The 19,077-nt window shown below is 66.2% G+C and carries 15 protein-coding genes; 7 read left to right on the top strand and 8 right to left on the bottom strand.

What is annotated here, in order from left to right:
- Positions 1–19 precede the first annotated feature (19 nt).
- The gene (locus SKC42_RS08825) at positions 20–1,294 is read left to right on the top strand and encodes a glycosyltransferase (protein WP_330964075.1); all 1,275 of its coding nucleotides are present in this window, start codon (positions 20–22) and stop codon (positions 1,292–1,294) included.
- Between the two features lie 82 nt (positions 1,295–1,376).
- Complete coding sequence (locus SKC42_RS08820; protein WP_442932054.1) at positions 1,377–4,940, top strand: MMPL/RND family transporter; 3,564 nt, start codon at positions 1,377–1,379, stop codon at positions 4,938–4,940.
- 112 nt (positions 4,941–5,052) lie between these two features.
- On the opposite strand, the gene SKC42_RS08815 is transcribed toward SKC42_RS08820, so the two are convergent.
- Positions 5,053–6,810 (bottom strand): AMP-binding protein, encoded by a 1,758-nt coding sequence (locus SKC42_RS08815; protein ID WP_330963929.1) that lies wholly within the window; start codon positions 6,808–6,810, stop codon positions 5,053–5,055.
- Positions 6,811–6,950: 140 nt separating this feature from the next.
- Between SKC42_RS08815 and SKC42_RS08810 the strand changes: the two genes are divergently transcribed.
- Positions 6,951–8,288 carry a hypothetical protein gene (locus tag SKC42_RS08810; protein ID WP_330963928.1) on the top strand — a complete coding sequence of 446 codons (1,338 nt, stop codon included), beginning with the start codon at positions 6,951–6,953 and terminating at the stop codon, positions 8,286–8,288.
- Between the two features lie 120 nt (positions 8,289–8,408).
- Here the strand turns inward: SKC42_RS08810 and SKC42_RS08805 are convergent, their stop codons facing one another.
- From SKC42_RS08805 to SKC42_RS08790, 4 genes are all read right to left on the bottom strand, one after another.
- Entirely contained in the window at positions 8,409–9,188 is a 780-nt protein-coding gene (locus SKC42_RS08805; protein WP_330963927.1) for a glycosyltransferase family 2 protein, read from the bottom strand.
- A gap of 3 nt (positions 9,189–9,191) precedes the next feature.
- Positions 9,192–9,950, bottom strand: a complete 759-nt coding sequence (locus tag SKC42_RS08800; protein WP_330964074.1) for a phthiotriol/phenolphthiotriol dimycocerosates methyltransferase — start codon at positions 9,948–9,950, stop codon at positions 9,192–9,194.
- Positions 9,951–10,093: 143 nt separating this feature from the next.
- The gene (locus tag SKC42_RS08795) at positions 10,094–11,329 is read right to left on the bottom strand and encodes a glycosyltransferase (RefSeq protein ID WP_330963926.1); all 1,236 of its coding nucleotides are present in this window, start codon (positions 11,327–11,329) and stop codon (positions 10,094–10,096) included.
- Positions 11,330–11,390: 61 nt separating this feature from the next.
- Positions 11,391–12,053: a methyltransferase domain-containing protein gene (locus tag SKC42_RS08790; protein ID WP_330963925.1), complete on the bottom strand. Its 663-nt coding sequence runs from the start codon at positions 12,051–12,053 to the stop codon at positions 11,391–11,393.
- 234 nt (positions 12,054–12,287) lie between these two features.
- On the opposite strand from SKC42_RS08790, the gene SKC42_RS08785 reads away from it, so the two are divergent.
- From SKC42_RS08785 to SKC42_RS08775, 3 genes are read left to right on the top strand one after another with little or no spacing between them, the layout of a single operon-like run.
- Entirely contained in the window at positions 12,288–13,232 is a 945-nt protein-coding gene (locus SKC42_RS08785) for an ATP-binding cassette domain-containing protein (protein ID WP_330963924.1), read from the top strand.
- A complete protein-coding gene (locus SKC42_RS08780) occupies positions 13,229–13,972 on the top strand; it encodes an ABC transporter permease (protein WP_330963923.1) in 744 nt (247 codons plus the stop codon). The genes SKC42_RS08785 and SKC42_RS08780 overlap by 4 nt, the downstream gene beginning before the upstream one ends.
- The gene (locus SKC42_RS08775) at positions 13,969–14,760 is read left to right on the top strand and encodes an ABC transporter permease (RefSeq protein ID WP_330963922.1); all 792 of its coding nucleotides are present in this window, start codon (positions 13,969–13,971) and stop codon (positions 14,758–14,760) included. The genes SKC42_RS08780 and SKC42_RS08775 overlap by 4 nt, the downstream gene beginning before the upstream one ends.
- A gap of 16 nt (positions 14,761–14,776) precedes the next feature.
- On the opposite strand, the gene SKC42_RS08770 is transcribed toward SKC42_RS08775, so the two are convergent.
- The 3 genes from SKC42_RS08770 to SKC42_RS08760 are packed head-to-tail and all read right to left on the bottom strand — an operon-like array spanning position 14,777 to position 17,430.
- Positions 14,777–15,580, bottom strand: coding sequence for a glycosyltransferase family 2 protein (locus tag SKC42_RS08770; RefSeq protein WP_330963921.1), 804 nt, complete (start codon positions 15,578–15,580; stop codon positions 14,777–14,779).
- 45 nt (positions 15,581–15,625) lie between these two features.
- Positions 15,626–16,612 (bottom strand): rhamnan synthesis F family protein, encoded by a 987-nt coding sequence (locus SKC42_RS08765; protein WP_330963920.1) that lies wholly within the window; start codon positions 16,610–16,612, stop codon positions 15,626–15,628.
- Positions 16,613–16,638: 26 nt separating this feature from the next.
- Positions 16,639–17,430 carry a methyltransferase domain-containing protein gene (locus tag SKC42_RS08760; protein WP_330963919.1) on the bottom strand — a complete coding sequence of 264 codons (792 nt, stop codon included), beginning with the start codon at positions 17,428–17,430 and terminating at the stop codon, positions 16,639–16,641.
- Positions 17,431–17,838: 408 nt separating this feature from the next.
- Here SKC42_RS08760 and SKC42_RS08755 point away from each other — a divergent pair, with 408 nt between their 5' ends.
- Positions 17,839–18,855, top strand: coding sequence for a glycosyltransferase family 2 protein (locus SKC42_RS08755; protein WP_330963918.1), 1,017 nt, complete (start codon positions 17,839–17,841; stop codon positions 18,853–18,855).
- Positions 18,856–19,077: the final 222 nt, after the last annotated feature.

Below are 19,077 nucleotides of genomic sequence, written 5' to 3'. Positions count from 1 at the left end.
AGTGAACCCAATGCCGGCAATGAAGGCCGTCCTGGCGGTTCATGGCACTCGCGGCGATGTCGAGCCCTGCGCGGCGATCGGCGTGGAGCTGCAACGCCGGGGGCATGAGGTGCAGATGGCGGTGCCGCCCAACCTGATTCGATTCGTCGAATCGGTTGGGCTTACCGCGGTCCCCTACGGGCCCGACTCGCACGCCCAGCTGGACGAGGAGATCTTCCGCAGCTTCTGGCGGGTCCAGAACCCGCTCGGGATCCTGCGTCCGGGCGCCGAGTACCTCACCCGAGGCTGGGCGGACATGAGCAGCACCCTGGTGTCGCTGGCCAAGGACGCCGACATCATCGTCTCGGGCCAGACCTACCAGGGCGTCGTCGCCAACATCGCCGAGTATTACGGCCTGCCCATGGTCGCCATGCACCACTTCCCGCACCGGGTGAACGGTCATCTCGTGCCCTACGTGCCGCCGTCGCTGACCCGCTCGGCGATGAGGTTCCTCTACGGGTTCTATTGGTGGATGACGAAGGCGTCCGAGGACCAGCAACGCCGCGCGCTGGGCCTGCCGAAGACCAGAGCCTCGTCCGCGCGACGGATCATCGAGGCCCGCGCGCTGGAACTACAGGCGTACGACGCCGTGTACTTCCCGGGCCTCAAAGAGGAGTGGAACGACGATCGGCGCCCGTTCATCGGCACGCTGACCCTGGAGTTGCCGACGGACACCGACGCGGAGGTTGCCGCGTGGATCGCCTCGGGCACGCCACCCATCTACTTCGGCTTCGGCAGCATGCGGGTGCACTCCCCGGCCGACACGGTCGCCATGATCAGCGACGTCTGCGCGGAGCTGGGCGAGCGGGCGCTGATCTGCGGCGGCATCAGCGACTTCGACGACGTGCCCCGGCGCGACAACGTCATGGTCGTCCGCGAGGCGAACCACGCGGTCGTCTTCCCCGCCTGCCGGGCGGTCGTGCACCACGGGGGTGCGGGCACCACGGCCGCCGGCATGAAGGCCGGGGTCCCCACGCTGGTGCTGTGGATCAGCGCCGAACAACCGGCCTGGGCCGCGCAGGTCTCGAAGCTCAAGGTCGGCAAGTCGCGGCGCTTCGCCGGGGTTACCAAGAAATCGCTGCTCAAGGACCTGCGCAAGATCCTCGCGCCCGAATATGTGACCCGCGCCCGGGAGATGGCCGCGCGGATGACCCCCACCCGCGTCAGCGTGGGGACCGCGGCGGACCTGCTGGAGAATGAAGTCTTTCGGCGCTCCCTCGCCGGCTCCGCAAGAGGCGCCGGAAAGACCCCCTGAGCAGGCGCGTTCATCCCACGGTCGCCCCAAACGCGGGGCGGCAACGTCACGCTACGGTCACAATTGAATTCGAATCGTGATTATGCGGCGAGAGCCGGAACCGTTTTGTAGGGTTGGACGGGTGGCAAGCCGTGCTGGTTCCGGCGAGGCGGCGAAACCCGGGGGGATTTACGACCGCATCGGCGATTTCGTCGTGCGCTGGCCGCTCGTCGTCATCGCGGCCTGGATCGCCGTAGCCGGCATCCTCTTTCTGCTGTTCCCGCCGCTGCAGGTACAGGCGGGCAAGCACCCGCCGAGCCCGTTCCCCGAGGATGCGCCGACCGCGGTGATCGGCAAGGAGATGGCCAAGGCCTGGAGCGCGAGCCCGGACGGCAAGAAAGACGACAAGGGGAAGGGCGACGCACCCGCGGCGGCCTCCCCCACCTCCCTGCTGATGGTCCTGCTGACCAATGAGAAGGGCCTTACGCCGGCCGACTACACCGTCTACCAGAAGCTGATCGACAAGCTGAACGCCGACAAGCAGGACAAGCTGTCGGTCCAGAACGCCATGAACGACCCGGAGATGAAAAACCTCCTGGTGGCCAAGGACGGCAAGGCACTCATCCTGCCGCTGAACGTTCCCGGCGACCAGTCGGATCCCGGAACGATCGCGGCGTATAAACGGATCGCCGCCATCGTCAAACAGACGGTGGCGGGGACCACGCTGACCGCCAACCTCAGCGGACCGCTGGCGACCGTCGTCGACCTGACCGACATCGGCCAGGAGGACATTCACTTCATCGAGATCGCCACCGTGGTCAGCGTATTGATCATCCTGATCATCATCTACCGCAACGTGGTCACGATGTTCGTGCCGCTCGCCACGATCGGTATCTCCGTGGGCACCGCCCAGGGCGTGCTCTCCGGGGCGGCGGAACTCGGGCTGGCGACGAACCTGCAGGTCATCGTGTTCATGACCGCGGTGATGATGGGCGCGGGGACGGACTACGCCGTCTTCCTGATCAGCCGCTATCACGACTATCTGCGGCACGGCGACGAGTCCGACGTGGCGGTCAAGAAGGCGCTGATGTCGATCGGCAAGGTGATCGCGGCGTCTGCCGCCACCGTGGCGGTCACGTTCCTGGCGATGATCTTCACCAAGCTGGAAGTGTTCTCGGCGGTCGGCCCTGCGATCTCGATCTCGATCGTCATCTCGCTGCTCGCGGCGGTCACGTTCCTGCCCGCCGTCCTCGTGCTCACCGGCCGGCGCGGCTGGATCAACCCGCGGCGCGACCTGACCACGCGGATGTGGCGGCTGTCCGGGATCCGCATCGTGCGCAGGCCCAAGATCCACCTGATCGCGAGCCTGATCGTGCTGATAGCGCTGGCCGCCTGCGTGAGCGTGGTGCGGTTCAACTACGACGACCTCAAGTCGTTGCCGGACGACGTCGACAGCTCCAAGGGCTACGACGCGATGAACCGCCATTTCCCGCTCAACGGGCTGACGCCGATGGTGTTGTTCATCCAGTCGTCGCGCGACCTGCGGACGCCCCAGGCCCTCGCCGACCTCGAGCAGGTGGCGGCCCGGGTGAGTCAGCTGCCGAACATCACCATGGTGCGGGGCCTGACCAGGCCCAACGGGGATCCGCTGGAGCAGATGAAGGTGTCGTGGCAGGCCGGCGAGGTCGGCGGCAAGCTCGACGAAGCCTCCAGCCAGATCGCCAACCACGGTGACGACCTGGACAAGCTGGTCAACGGCTCCAACCAGCTGGCCGACGCCCTGGCCCAGCTGCGGGACCAGGTCACCCAATCGGTGAGCAATCTCACTGGGGTGGTTTCGGCACTGACCGCGATGGAGCAACTACTCGGCGGCGACCGGACCATCGCCGCGCTCGACCAGGGCGCCTCATTCACCGGGCAGATGAAGTCGCTCGGCCAGAACCTCAACACCTCCACGGCGAACGCGCAGAACATCGCCGAGTGGGGCGGCCCGATGCTGACGGCGCTGAACAACAGCCCGGACTGCAACATCGACCCCAGCTGCGTCCGTTCGCGGGCCGGCCTGGCCGCCATCGTCGGGGCCAACAACGACGGGACCCTGAACTCGCTGAAGATCATGTCCCGCAATCTGCAGGCGGCCGGGCAGGCGGCGACCATCGCCCAGACCCTGGACAAGGTCCAGCAGACGCTGACCCAGGCCTCCGACGCGATGAAGACGATCAAGAATCTGCAGGCCACCATGGCCGCGGCGCAGCAGGGCTCCAACATGCTGGCCGACGGCAGCCGGGCGATTGCCGGCGGCGTGAAGGAGCTGGTGGACCAGACCAGGAGGCTGGGCGCCGGGCTTAACGAGGCATCGTCGTTCCTGTTGAACATGAAGCACGACGCGAGCCAGGCGAACATGTCGGGCTTCAATCTCCCACCGGAGATCACCACGCGCGACGAGTACAAGAAGGGCGCCCAGATCTTCATCTCGCCCGACGGGCATGCGGCGCGGTACTTCATCCAGAGCGGTCTCAGCCCGTTCACGACGGACGCCATGGACCAGGTGAGCGCCATCGAGAGGGCGGCGCGCTCGGCGACGGCGAACACGGAGCTGACGGACGCCAAGATCGCGGTCGCGGGGGTTCCGACCGGCCTTCGGGACACGCGCGACTACTACAACAGCGACATCGGCTTCATCATCGTCGCGACGATCATCATCGTGTTCCTGATCCTGGTGATCCTGTTGCGGGCCATCATCGCGCCGCTGTACCTGATCGCCTCCGTGCTGCTGTCGTACCTGTCGGCGGTGGGCATCGGGGTCCTCGTGTTCCAGTTCCTGCTGGGCAAGGAACTGCACTGGAGCCTGCCGGGGCTGTCGTTCATCTTGCTCGTCGCCGTGGGCGCCGACTACAATATGCTGCTGATCTCACGAATACGTGACGAGTCGCCCCACGGCGTGCGGGTCGGCGTCATCCGAACGGTGGGCTCGACGGGCGGCGTAATCACCTCGGCCGGCTTGATTTTCGCGGCGTCGATGTTCGGACTGCTGTTCGCCAGTATCAGCACCATGGCCGAGGCCGGCTTCATCATTGGCATCGGGATCGTCGTCGACACCTTCCTGGTGCGCACGATCACGGTGCCGGCCCTGGCCGCCATGATCGGCCAGAAGAACTGGTGGCCGTCGAGCCTCGGCAAGAGCCCGGCCCAGGTCTACGCCGCCTACCAGGCCAAGCAGCGGCAGTTGGAACAGATCTCCGGGCAATTGGTGCGGCTGAAGGTGATTCCCAGTCCCAAGACCCAGGTGCTGCCCGCCGCGGCACCTCCTGCCGAGTCGAAGAAGCCGACGAAGGGCTGCGTCGACCTCAACCGTGACTACCCGCTCCCCCTGTTCGACCTCAGCGGCGTATCACACCTCATGGACCTCAAGGAGACCCAGGCGCCGGCCCGCACCAACGGCAGCACCAGGCACAAGCCGGACCGATACCTGGGCCACTCCCTGCCGCTGTTCGGCCACAATGTGCTGGCCAGTCGGCCGATCCTGGTGGGGGCCAACGGGAATGGCCACAAGAACGGCAAGACCAACGGGCATGCGAACGGCAACGGGCGCGGCGGCTCGTCGCCCGAGGAGGACGCGAGCCAGCCGCTGCCGGTATTCGGCGCCGACGAACGCCCCGCCGACTAGCGCTTGTTCCACCCGTTAGTTCGGCGCCGAAATTGCCGCGCTGGTCGCGATCCGCGACACGGCACAACCGTCACCGCAATTCCGGCGGATTGGCCCGCGTCGGGGCAGGACACTAGGCGTCCAACCGGGTGAACTCGTCCTGCCGGTAGAGGTCGACGCACTGCGACCGCCTGATCTTGCCGCTGGTGGTGATCGGGATGGAACCCGGCGACACCAGCACCAGATCCGAGACGCTCAGCCCGTGCGACTTCGAAATGGCCGACGTGACTTCGCGTTTGACGACCCGCAGCCGGTCGGCCGCCTCCTGTTCGGAGTCGCCACGCTTCTTGAGCTCGATGATCGCGACCAGCTTCTCGATGCCCTTGTCGGGGACCGCGATCGCCGCGCAGCGGCCGGCGGTGATCTCCTGGATGGTCGCCTCGATGTCGTCGGGAGAGTGGTTGCGCCCGTAGACGATCAGCAGGTCCTTGATGCGCCCGATGATGAACAGCTCGCCGCCGGAATAGAATCCGGAGTCCCCGGTCCGCAGCCAGGGACCCGCCGGCGTGCCCTCCGACGGCTCGATGATGGTTGCGCCGAAGGAGCTGGAGCTTTCGTCCCTCTTCTGCCAATAGCCGACGGCGACGTTGTCGCCGTTCACCCAGATCTCGCCCACCGTCCCGTCCGGGCACTCGCGGCAGGTGTCGGTATCGACGATGCGCACCTCCTGCAGCTTCGGGGCGCCATAACTGACCAGCGGGGTGCCGCTTCCGGGTTCGCACCGATGCGCTTGCCCCGCGGCCAGCTTTTCGGCGTCGAAATGTCCGATCTCGGGCGGGTCGCCCACCTGCCTGGTCGCGATGTAGACCGTCGCCTCGGCCATGCCGTACGACGGCCGCAGCGCCTCGGGTTTGAAATTGAAGGGCGCGAACCGGTCGGCGAACCGCTGCAGGGTCTTGGGCTGCACCCGCTCGCTACCGTTGAGGATGCTGTGGACGTTTCCGAGGTCGTGCCCGGCCATGTCGGCATCTGACGTCTTGCGGACCACCACTTCGAAGGCGAAGTTGGGGCCCGCAGACAGCGTGGGTGCGTCGCGGGCCAGCAGCTGCATCCAGCGGGCCGGTCGCTGCAGGAACCCCACCGGGCTGGTCAGCACGGTGGGTACGCCCGCCAGGATCGGCATCAGGATGCCCAGCAGCAGGCCCATGTCGTGGTACAGGGGGCACCAGGTCACCACGTTGAGGCCCGGCGGCGCGATGCCACCGTTGGCGATGAAGAAGTCGCCCATGATCTGCTCGAAGTTGGCGAACACGTTCTTGTTCGAGACCATGACGCCGGCGGGGGTGCGCGTCGACCCGGATGTGTACTGCAGGTAGATGAATTCGGGTCCGTCGTTGGCACTGATGCGCGGCCGGGGTCCGCTGGGCCGTTGCCGGGTATCCAGGTCCAGCCGGTCCAGTTCGACGATCGACGGCGCCACCTGCCCCTGCCCCTGGGGCTGCACGGCGGCGTTGACGTTGTCGATGACGCTCGACGTGGTGAGGACCACGGTCGGCGAGGTATCGGCCAGCACCGAGATGGTCCGCTCGTCGTGAACACCGCCGTAGGGCACCGACAAGGGCACCGCCACCAGCCCGGCCTGCATCGCGCCCAGGAACCCGATGACGTATTCCAGCCCCTGGGGCGCCAGGATGAGCGCCCGATCGCCCACCGAGCCCTGCTGCCTGAGTTGCTCGCCGAGGTTCTGCACCCGCCGGTACAGCTGCGACCACGTCAGGGTGGTCGGAACGCCGTCCCAGTCCTGGTCGTAGTCGATGTAAGTGAACGCCGTGTCGTTCGGCTGCAGGCTTGCGCGTTCGCGCAGCACAGCGGGAATGGAAGACTCAACCACGGTCAACAGGGTACCTTTGCCGGCGTCGTTTCCGGCCAGGAACGGTTAGGTGAACCACTAGCGCTAGGTCACAGTCGCGCGGGAGCGTTCCACGCCGCAAAGCACCGCACGGGTAGGGCCAATAAACTACCGTGAACTCGATGGACAGTCGACTGGCGCACATGGACCAGGTGTCGTTCCTTGGCCTGCGGGCACTCGGCTACGGGGCGCTCGTCCAATTCAGTTGGATCTACAACCGGCCCGTGGATCTCGACGGATTGCGGCGATTTCACCGCAACCTCGGATACGGGCTGCTGGGTCGGCGGGTTGAGCGGTCCCCGCTGCCTTTTGCACGCGACCACTGGGTGTTCTGGCGCGGCCCGAAGGACCTCGACATCGCCGAGACGCCGCGCCCGCGCGCCGATGTGATGGCGTGGACCTACGAGCGCGCTTGCGTACCCATCGATCCCGAGTACGGTCCGAGCTTCCACCTCGGGGTGCTTCCGCTGACCGACGGCGGAAACGCCGTGTGCCTCACGGCATCGCACACCGTCGCCGACGGCCTGGGCTTCCTGGTGGCCATGACAGACGCGTCCAACGGTCGAATGCGCTACCTGGGTTATCCGTACCCGGCGTCGCGCACGCGCCGCCGTGGGGTGCTCGAGGACGGCCGGCAAACCCTCGCATCCACGCCGGAATTGGCGCGGGCACTGGCCGCGACGGTGCGCACCGCCCGCAAGCGGCGCGACGACGTCGCCGCCTCGTTCACGGCGGGACTGCCCTCGCGGCGGGACGCCGGCGGCGAAGAGCCCGTCGCGGTGCCGTCGCTGACCGCCTACGTCGACCTGTCGGACTGGGACGCCTGCGCAAAACGCCTGGGGGGGAACAGCCACACGCTGCTGGCCGGCTTCACCGGCAAGCTGGGCGTACAGATGGGACGGGTATGCGACGACGGCACGGTCACCCTGTCGTTGCCGATCAGCGACCGCACCGAGGACGACACCCGCGGAAACGCGATGGTATTGCCGGTCGCCTCCGTCGACCCGAACGGCCTCACGTCCGACCTGAGCGACATGCGCGTCAAGGCTAAGCAGGCGTTCGCCGACCTCTCGGACACCTCCGACGAGCTGCTGGCGTCGCTGCCGCTGACCGCGATGACGCCGAAGTGGGTGGCGCGCAAGGCGGCTGGAGTCGGCCTGGGCACCGCGCAGCTCCCCATCGGCTGCTCCAACATGGGACAACTCGACCCGGCGGTGAATCGGCCGGATGGCTCCGAGGCCGACTACGCGTCCGGGCGGCTGGTCGAGCCGGGCGTCAACAGGCGCATCCTCGAACGCATGGGCGGGCAGCTGTTCGTGGTGTCCGGCCGGAGCCCCGGAAAGATATGGCTCTCGGTGAACGCCTACCTCCTCGACCGGGCCAACACGCAGGACGCGTTGCGCGAGGACGTGGTGCGGACCTTGGGCGAATTCGGCCTGACGGCCGAGATTCACAGTTAGCCCGACGGCGTATTTGGCGCCCAAGTTGCCGGGGTGGTCGCAATTCGCGACAAATCACGACCCCTACCGCAATTTCGACGATCGACGCCCGGGTAGTTAGCCCCCCCCCCCCCGGGATCGTCAGTCCTTGAGTTGGGGCGTCGAATTGTCCAGCGGGACGGGCCGATGCCACCTGCGGTCGTGCGCCGCGCCGATCTGGCGCATGATGCCCAGCGCCGCTGGCAGGCCGTGCAGCCTCCTCAGTCCCTGCAGCATGGCCGCATTCGCGCCCAGCTCGTATCGCCACGCCCCGTAATGCATGTTGGCCGTCCGGCGACCGAAGTGGTTGATGTAGGCCATTTCGGTGATGTAGACGCCGTATCCGGCTTTGCGCGCCCGCAACGCCAGGCTGAGGTCGATCCCCCAGCCGTACCTGTCGAAGTTGGTCAGGTCCAGGCCGCCGGTTTCCTGCCAGCATTCGTGGGAGATCATCAGCGCCGTCCCCTCCACCGCCGGCACCACCCGGTATTGCGGCCGCGGCACGTAATTCGCGGCCGCCGGCTTCTGACGGTCCATGGCGAAGGGGAAACCATGGTCGATCATCGGCCCCACGATGCCGGCGTCGGCCGGCAGCCGGGGATCGAGCAGCCCCCGAACGAATCCCGGCGAGATGCGGGTGTCGTTGTTGAGCGTCATCGCGTGGGTATAGCCCTCGGAGAACGCTACCTGGAATCCGTGCTCGCTGCCGCCCGCCCAGCCGAGGTTCTTGCCGGGCGTGGTGACCCGTTCGTCGCCGATCGCGGGATAGTCGCCGCGGTTGTCCACGATCAGGTAGTCGGCGCCCTCGCGCTCCAGATCGCCGACCAGGGCGTGGGTGTATTCGTGCTGCCCGAACACCGGGACCGTGATCAGTAGCGACACGGGTCAGTCCTTGACGAAGTCGTACACCCGGTAGGAGAACAGGCCGAGTTCCACGCCGCGGTACAGCCGCCCGCCCTCCACGCCCGCGTTGCTACGGGCGAAGCCGCGCAAGAACTTCGGCACGCGGCGGTCGATCAGCTCCTGCAGCCGCGGCGAGTTCTTCTCCAGCCCGCGCTTCACCTCGTCGTCGATGGACCGCTGCGACACCTTGCGCAACGGGGCGGCGTCCAGCGCGGCCTCCCACTCCGGGATCACGTGCTGCGCACGCAGATCGGTGTAGAGAAAGTGCCCGCCGGGGCGCAACACCCGCGCCACCTCGGTGAGGAACTTCGAGAAGTGCGGATAGTGGTGGGACGCTTCGACGTTGAGCACGACATCGAAGGACTCGTCCGGGAACGGCAGGTTTTCGGCGTCGCCCTGGACGAAGTCCAGGCCCGGCAGCCGGTGCCTTTTCCGGCAGAAGCGAATACCCGCCGGGTTGAGGTCCAGGCCCGTGTAGGAGGCCGGGTGCTGACTGCGCACCAGGTACGACGAGCCGCCGCCGTGACCGCAGCTCACTTCGAGCACCTTCTTGCCTTCCAGATCCACCTGTGTACCCACGGTGTGGTAGAGCTGGATGTAATACCGGTCGGGCTCGTCGGCGGCCGACAACGGCAGGCCCATCGGGGGGTCTTCCTCGTAGGCCCAGTTGATGAACAGCATCTCGTCGGCGCCCATCAGTTTTGTCCCGATGGGATACCCGTACTTGGCGACGAGCTTCATGACGAGCGAGCTGGACCTCACTTGGATGGTTGAAGGCACCGGGTGAGTATGGCAAAGATAGTCGCGCGGCGTGGCCGAATGTCCCCCCGTCGACGGTTTGGACGCCGATCGGGCCAGGTCAGAGCAGGTTTATCCGACTTCGATCAGCCGGCCCGCTCTCCGCGGGCGGCCTCCTCGAGGAGATCGGCGGCGGCCGCGACGCTGGCCGGGGCCTTGGTCAACCGGGTGGCCACCTCGCGCGACCGCTCCTGGTACCGCGGGGTGAGTATCCGGCGCAGATCCTTGACCAGCGTCTTCTGGGAGACCCGCGAAAAACGCCGTCCCGAGCCAACTTCGAGCCGCTTGACCACCGCCGACCAGATGGGCTGGTCGGACGCCACCCACAGGATCAGGGTGGGGACCCCGGCCCGCATGCCCGCGGCGGTGGTGCCCGCCCCGCCGTGATGCACGACCGCCCGGCACGCGGGGAAGACGGCGGCGTGGCTGACCGCGCGGACGATCTTCACGCGGTGCGGATCCGGCGTGACCGTGACCTGACTGGCCCCGGAGCAGATCAGCGCCCGCTCCCCCAGCTCCGCGCAGGCCGCGCTGATGGTGCCGACCATGTCGTCGGGCGACTTGACCGGCATGCTGCCGAAGCCGAAGTAGATCGGCGGCGTTCCCGACGCAACCCAGGACAGCACGTCGTCGTCGAATTCGGTCGGCAATTCGGCAGTCAGCGCCCCGACGAACGGGCGTCGTCCGGACCATTCGGCCGCCAAGCCGGGAAAACACAGGGCGTCGTAGGCCTGCATTTCGAGGGACCCGCGCTCCGCCATCCGCCGCGACGCCGGTGCGGTCGTCGCGGGCAGGCCGAGCGTGCGGCGCTGGGCGTCCTCGGCGCGCTTGACCAGGCGCCACTGCGCCCAGTCGGTGACCCGCATGCCGGACCGGAGCAGCGGGGCCGGCACGGTCGAGATCAGGTGCCCGTTGGGCCGCATCGGAACGTGGTGCCACGCGGCCAGCGGGATGCCGTAGTACTCGGCGACGCTGGCGGCGGCTTCCTGGTACGACACACCGGTCATAAGCAGGTCGGCGCCGTCCGCGAGCGACCTCAACGTGTCGCCGACCTCGGCCCACCGCTGGCTGACGTGCGCAAGCGCGTCACGAATCGGCCTGATCGGCTCCTGAATTCGCCATGGGGTGACGAAGACGTCCGGGATCTCGCCGGTGGGCGGCCCGAAAGGGACCGCGGCCAAACCCATTTCTTCGACAAAGCCGAGCTGGTCGGGAGGGGCGGCCATCAGCACGTCGTGGCCCCGGCGTTGCAGCTCCAGGCCGACTGCGGCGCACGGCTCGACGTCCCCGCGGGTTCCGCAGCTGGCCAGGGCGAATTTCATTGGAACCCTAACTATTTCGCGCGCGTTCGTTGCCCAACACGCCGCCGATTGCCACCGGAATTCAGTCGGTCGGAAGCTGATAGGTCAGCATGACGTGCGGCACGCGGTACAGGACGTCGAACCAGTCCAGCGGCAGCGGCGTTTCGGTGACGCTGCTCACGTTGTCGCCGAGCCACTCGAGCGCCGTGCGATAGTCGCCCGCCGATTCCAATCGGTAGGCAACCTTGAACAAACCGATGTGAATTTTGGTCAGCGTCTTCTCGACCCGGGTTTCGGGCAGATCCTCGAAGGCGATGATGCTGCGCCGCGCGACGCGGCGGCATTCCTTGATCAGGGCCATCGGGTCGTTGCAGTGATGCAGCACGAAACTCAGGACGACGTGGTCAAACGCGTTGTCCTCGAACGGGATCGATTTGCCGTCGAAGACCTGGAAGTCGATCGGAAGGGTGCGCGCATCGTGCACGTCGATGCCCGTCGCCGTCGCGCCATACATCTCCGCCAGGTACTGGCAGAGGTGCCCCGTCTCGCAACCCACGTCGAGAACCGTGTCGCCTTGCTTGATGTGGTCGCCCAGCATGGCGGCCTGGCTTTCCAGCCGCTTTCCGAGCACTCTGGGCGACCACGGTATGAGCGTGGCCTGCGCCCGCCGCCACGCGCGTCGCCAGTCGGCGCGGCGGTCAACGCGCGAGCCATCGGCGCTGGAAGAGCGTGATGGGGCGGTCATCTGGGTCCGTTCGATCAGCTGAAAAGCGACGCCAGATTATCAGCACGCGGGTCGGGCGCAGGTCGGATTTCAGGGAACCTGCCGAAGCCGCTCCCGGCGGCGTTGCGTTGACCAGGCTAGTTGCGCCGCGCTCGCTGGGAGAGTCCTGACGCTGGCCTGGCCGCCCGGCCAGAATCTTGGGCGATTGTCTCAATTTGTGCAGCAGGCGCCCACCAGCCATGAAATACTCTGCCGGTGGGCCAATTTGCGGTTGAGGTCGATGGCCTCACGAAGACATTCGGGGGAACGCCCGCGCTGCGGGGGGTCAATTTCTCGGTTCCGGCCGGGACCGTGTGCGCCGTCCTCGGGCACAACGGTGCCGGCAAGACGACGACGATCAATATCCTGTCCACGCTGATCAGGCCCACCGCGGGCCGCGCGTTGGTCGCCGGATACGACGTCGTGCGTCAGCCGGCGCAGGTGCGCGCGAGCATCGGGATAACGGGACAGTTCACCGCGATGGACCCGCTGCTCACCGGCCGGGAGAACCTGGTGCTGTTCGGGCGGATGCGGGGGCTCAGTCGCCACCGGGCGAAGGCCCGAGCCGACGAGCTGATCGGGCAGTTCGACCTGGTAGCGGCCGCCGACCGACGGGTTTCCACCTACTCCGGCGGCATGTGGCGCCGGGTGGACCTGGCCAGCGCGCTCGTGGTGACGCCCAAGGTGCTCTTCCTCGACGAGCCGACCACCGGGCTGGACCCGCGGAGCCGCCGCGACGTGTGGGCCCTGGTCAACTCGCTGCGCGAGCAGCACGTCACGGTCCTGCTGACCACGCAGTACCTGGAAGAGGCCGACGTGCTGAGCGACTCGATCGTCGTCATCGACCACGGACGCGTGATCGCCAGCGGCACGGCGGCGGAGCTCAAGCGGAAAGCGGGTGCCAGCTACTGCGAGGTGACCCCGGCCAACCCGGCGCACCTTCCGCACGTCCTGGAGGCGCTAGCCGGGCTCGACGGCATCGACCTGGACGCCGACACCAACTCGATCTCCGTGCTGGCGCGCGACGGCGTCGCCACGCTGGGCGAGGTCTTCCGGCGGCTCGACGCGGCGGGCATCGAGCTTGCCGACATCTCGCTGCGTAAGCCCTCGCTCGACGAGGCGTTCCTGCACCTCACCAAGCAACCCGCCACTCGATCATGACCGCGCTGGCCGCCCTCACCGAGCGATCGCTGCTCTACACGTTGCGCGACGGTGCGATCGTCTTCGAGGTGCTCGTCCCCGTAGCGAGCCTCGTCGGCCTGACCGTCGCCACCCACGGCCTCATCGACACCGGCAGCATGACCTACCCGCAGTACTTGCTGCCCGCGGTGGTCGTCCAGTCCATGGTCATGGCCGCCGCCCTGACCGCCGACCGCGCGGGCCGCGACCGCATCTACGGCCTGGGCTTGCGCCTGCGGACCATGCCGATCGCCGCCATGGTGCCCGTCAGCGCTCGCATCACCGCCACCCTGGTCCGGGCCGGCATCGCGCTGGCGGCGGCCATGACCGCCGGCTTCGTGTTCGGCTTCCGGATGACCGGCGGGCTCGGCTACGGGTTGGCTTTCGTGTTCCTTGCGTTGCTGTTGTGCCTGGCGGTGGCGCTCGGGGCCGACGCCCTGGGGTCCAGCAAAGGCAGCCTCGAGGGGACCAGCCAGGTGCTGCTGGTCCCGCAGCTGGTGCTGATCCTGTTGTCGACGGGGGTCGCACCGGAGAAGACGTTTCCTGAGTGGTTGCGCCCCTTCGTGCGCAACCAGCCCGTGTCGCAGACCGCCGAGACTCTGCGCGGTCTGTCGACCGGGCACGTATCGTTCGATCACTTGGCAGCCGGCGTGGGGTGGTGTGTGGGGATGTTGCTCGTCTTCGGAGGGATAACGCTGCGGATGCAAAGGCGCGGCCAATGACCGCCCATCCGGGTATCGAGGGCTCGCTGGTCAGCCAGAGCCTGGTCCACGCCGGCCGGATCGTGACCCGCTGGCGGCGGGAGCCGGCGGCGCTGATCAGCTCCGTGGCGTTCCCCGTCGTGCTGCTGGTGGTCTACAAGGCCGTGCTCGGCGCGCAGGTCTACAAGGCCACCGGCATCGACAGCATCTACGGCCTGGTCCCCATGTGCGCGGTGCTGGCCGGGATGTTCGGCGCCCTGGGTAGCGCCGTCGGCATTCCGATGGAGCGCGCGTCCGGGCTGCTCAGCCGCATGTGGGTGCTGCCGATCCACCGGGCCAGCGCGATCGCCGGCCGGCTCATCGCCGAAGCCGCCCGCGCACTCGTGGGCACGATCCTGGTGACCGCCGTCGGAACGACCATGGGTCTGCGCTTCGCGCACGGCTGGATCACCGCTCTGGCGTACATCCTCATCCCGCCGCTGGTGGTGGTCGGGTTCACGGCGCTGGTGATGACGCTGGCCATCCGCGCCAACGGCCGCGCCATCGTGACCTATCTCGCTGCCGGGGCCACCTCGCTGGTCTTCGTCAGCTCCGGCGCCACGCCGCTGGCGCTCTTCCCGGACTGGGCGCGGCCCTTCGTGCGGCTGCAGCCCATGTCGCCGCCCATCGAGGTGATGCGCGCGCTGGCCCATGACGGTCCGCTGCTGCTGCCGCTGGGGCTGACGCTCACCTGGGTCGTCGGGCTGATCGCGGTGTTCATTCCGCTAGCCGTGCGCGGCTACCGGGTCGCGGCCCAATCCTGCGTCTGACCCGTCACCCTCCGATTCAGCGGTGGGCGGGGTCGTCCTGCAGCCGGTGGGTGGTGTAGTCGCGCGGAACCTGCTTGTGCCACCGGTCTTCGCGTCGCAGGACCCGCTCCATCGCCCACGTCGCGCGCCAACCGTGCAGCTTGATCAGGCCGCGCAGCATGGCGAGCCGGCCTCCCCACGCGTAGCGCGAGCTTCCGAATAGGGTGTTGGCGGTTTTGCCACCAAAGTGGTTGATGTAGGCCATCTCCGTGATGTACACGCCGTAGCCGGCCTTCCGCGCGCGCAGGGCGAGGTCGAGGTCCAGCCCCCAGCCGTAGCGCCCGAAGGTCTGCAGGTCCATTCCCCCGACGGCGTCCCAGCACTCGCGCGACATCATCAGGGCCGTGCCCTCGACCGCGGCCACCGTCCGGCACAGGGGTCGCGGCAAGTAGTCTGCGGCGTCGGGCTTCTCGTCGGTGACCGCGCAGGCGAAACCCTCGTCGGTCACCGGCCCCACGATCCCCGCATCGGCGGGCAGGCGGGGGTCGAGCATGCCGGCGACGAACCCCTTGGACAGGCGGGTGTCGTTGTTGAGCGTCATCGCGTGGGAGTAGCCCTCCGCGAACGCGGTTCGAAGCCCGAGCTCGCTCCCACCCGCCCAGCCGAGGTTGCTGCCCGGCGTCGTGACCCGCTCGTTGCCGATCCGCGGATAGTCGCCACGATTGTCGACGATCAGATAATCGGCCCCCTCGCGCTCCAGGTCGCGGACGAGTGCGTGGGTGTATTCGTGCTGCCCGAACACCGGGATGGCAATCAATAACGACACGAGCCAACGGTACATTGGCCGCGAAGGCCCCGAAGGCCATTCGGGCAAGCCGAACGCAGGTCACTGGGTGTTTTCGGTGGTCGGCTTAACCCACGACGACGGCCCGCAGCCGAGGCGGCGCACGTTGTGATCGATCAGCTCGTATGGATAGTCGGTGTGCCGCTCGATGAAGTCGCGCAAGTGCGGCATGGAATCGTGCCAGGGCTCGTTGGAGCGCGGCAGGATCGTCTTGAGGAAGGGGAACCTCAGGTGCTCGATCAGGCCGTCCCAGAAGTAGAGCGTGTTGTTGGCCGGTGGCCCGGAGAACCTGTTCGCCCACTGGTGGTTCGGCGAGCGCCCGTATGCCTCCTTGATGGTTGCGGCCGAGACGAACGGCTTGATGGTCAGCCCGCCACGACGGGCCCGTTCGGACAAGCCCAGTTCGTAGCGCTCGATCAGCTTGTACTTGTCGACGATGTACTGGAAGCGCCGCCAGAAGTCGTCGAGCATGGGCCGCGTTCGCGAATTCAGGTCCCACGCAAGGAAGAAAGACTGAAGGTGCGGCAGCTGCTCCAGGCTTTCGATCGCCCCGTACATGTCCGCGCCGCGGAATGAGTTCCACATTTCCTCGATGGGAAAGAGCGGGCCGTACACGCTGTCGTTGGCGACGACGAACCGGTCGAACTGATCGAGCGACCATCCGCGTTGCCGCAGGATGCACCAGGCAAGGTGCCAGGAGCCGAAGTCAAGCGACAGCGTGTGGCGGGTGTAAATGCCTGCGCACAGCGGGCGGATGGGAGCCACCGACTCCGGGGTGAGGGTCGGCGACCCGGAGACGAAAATGATTGCCGCGCCTAGGCTGTGGAGGGCCTTCAGGTAGTAGCCGACGTACGGGTCGACGACGCCCTGCGGATCGAAGTGTGCGAACAGCACGAGGGTACGGGCGTCGGGTGGCGGCCCCGAAGGAAGCTGCTGGTGGGTTTCGGAGATGAACCGAAGGGCGTTGCGGCGCAGGCGGTAGCTCAGCGCGGCGGAACGGGAAGACCGTTGGTCGCGGCGGGTAATCATTCGCCCAAAGCAATTCTCCCGTGTGCTTAACGGGCTTCTGGACCGGCGTTCGATTTCTTAATCGCTAGCGCAAAGAAATCTGTCGGCGTGGCTGTCGCAGTCAAGGTTTCGAACCCGACATAACCCAACATGTCCTTGATCAAGTTCACATCGAAAACATGGTGATGGAGAGTTCGGTTCTCGAAATTTCGCAAACTGCGCGCCCTGAAGTGTTCGATGTCACCGGCGGGCGGATCCCTTTCCAAGTCATGCAGCGCCAGAATTTCGTCTAGGTGCGTGAGGTCGTCTTCACCGGTATCGCGGTCCAAGTCTTCTAACAAATGGTCGAACTTCGTGGTTGGCCTGCGATGATCGAAGTTGCTTACTTTGTTGGGCAGGACCAGCACCAGACCCCCACCAGGTTTGATCACTCTCTTCCATTCCAATAAGGCTTTGAGAGGGTTTGCCACGTGTTCCAAGCAATTCGACGACAACAGAAAGTCGTATTGCTCACTAGCTATTTCGCTTAGCTTGGTTGCCTCCGAGATGTACTGATGCCCGGACTTGCCGGAGTAATAATTGAAGTTTCGACCGGCGGCAATGCTTCCTTCCCACACGGTGTCGTTGGAAAAGTTGACCCCGTCGAGGTCTCGCACGTACGGGTAGAGCGGCAATACCTTCTCGAAGAGCGCACTCGGCCCGCCTATTTCGACCCCACATTGGCCCGCTACGACCGATCGATATTTCCTGCAATGAAGCAACCGCAGCCGTACAGAGTTAAATTGGTACAAGGCGTCGATTGCTGACCGCGCCCAAAAATCTCTCAAATCTCGACGCATGACCTTCCTTTATCGCCAACGATTCCGACCGGGCCCTTTTTGTTGCAACGCGGATCCGCAACCGGGGGCTTGCTCTGAACTGGCGCTGCCCGTGATGAACTCCTAGCCGCGACACCTGGGGCGGCAACGCAAGAAGTCCCTAGCCCAGAGCGATCCCCGGCACAGCCTAATCCGCCGCGAGCGCCAGTCGCGCGTTTTCTTAAGTTTCGGATTGCGGCCGGATCCCCACCGTTATGCTGGCGTGTGAAGGTAGCTTGGCCGGCCAGCCGGGATGGCAGGCTATCCAAACGCTCATCACGGAGCAGGCTTGGGCCGCCTGGCGGCCTGTCCGGAGCAACAGCCGATGCAGCTAGTGCAGACGCCGCCTGAGAGCTTAAGGTGCCCTTCAGGCACAGTGATGGGATAGGGATGGCCCGAACCGAAGCTAGTGACAGAATCAACATGCCCCCGAACCCAGTGATTTCTGTTTGCGTGCCGATGTATAACAACAGCGCCACGATCGAACGTTGCCTGGGAAGCATTCTCGATCAGGATGGCATTGACTTCGAGATCCTGGTCGTCGACGATGATTCAGCCGACGATGGCGCGGCCATAGCTGCGCAGATGCTCCGGCCCGGCGACCGCCTGGTTCGCAACGCCCCTCGCCTCGGCCTCAACCAGAACCACAACAGGTGCTTGGATCTCGCGCGTGGTCGCTATATCCAGTTTGTACACGGCGACGACTGGTTACTTCCTGGGGCGCTCAGGACGCTTGCCCACTGCTTCGAGGACCCCGCAGTCGGGATGGCTTTCGCTCCACGCCTCGTCGTCAGTAGCGATGTCGGATGGCAGGAGCGATTCGGCACGCTGCACAACCACTTTCGCGAGCTCCGCGAACATAATCACGGGCCTTCTCTGGTCAGTGACATGGTGTTGCGTGGTAGGGGATTCTGCAACTGGATCGGCGAACCGACGTGCGTGATGTTTCGACGTCAGCTGGCACTCGACGCGGGTGGCTTTCGCGCTGACATTTATCAACTCGTCGACTTGGACCTCTGGTTGCGTCTGATGCTGAGATCCGCGGTGCGATTTGTTCCAGTAGAATTGTCGGTCCGTCGTCATTCAGGGACCACGGCGACCAATCAAATAGTGACGACGCGGCGGTGGTGGCTTGACCAGCTGCGCATCCTCACTTGGATGTTGGTGGACCCGAAGTCCCCTGCCGCGACGCGTGCAGCCGCAGCAATATGGTGGCTCCCTACATGGTTGCGGCTAAGCCAGGACGTTCTGCTCCATCGTCCCTACCGTTGGCAGCGAGCGAAAACTTTGGCGGAAGCGCCATTTTATGAGTTCGCACGGGCGCGGCGACTGCGCGAAGCCTTACCCGCAGCCCAGCCGACACCCAACGGGCTTCAAGCAACTCAGTGCTCGGAACGCACGGATTAGCTGGCTGCGCAGCCACAAACTCAGGGAGTGCAATCCACCATGCCGCCTGCGGCGCTGCTGCAAGACGTCATCTGCTTACTGCCTGTTTGTCGACGAGTGCGGCGAAGAGTTGGCCATGTGGTTAACTCGGGAAAACAATGCCCTCAACGTGTAACGGCCTAGAGAGGGTCAAGAGCCACCACGACACGTACGCGAAAAGGCATGGTTCAAACCTGAGGCGAA

Source organism: Mycobacterium sp. 050134, assembly GCF_036409085.1.
In the GTDB taxonomy this organism is placed as follows: Bacteria; Actinomycetota; Actinomycetes; order Mycobacteriales; family Mycobacteriaceae; genus Mycobacterium.
This window is presented reverse-complemented; position numbering and strand designations above follow the sequence as displayed.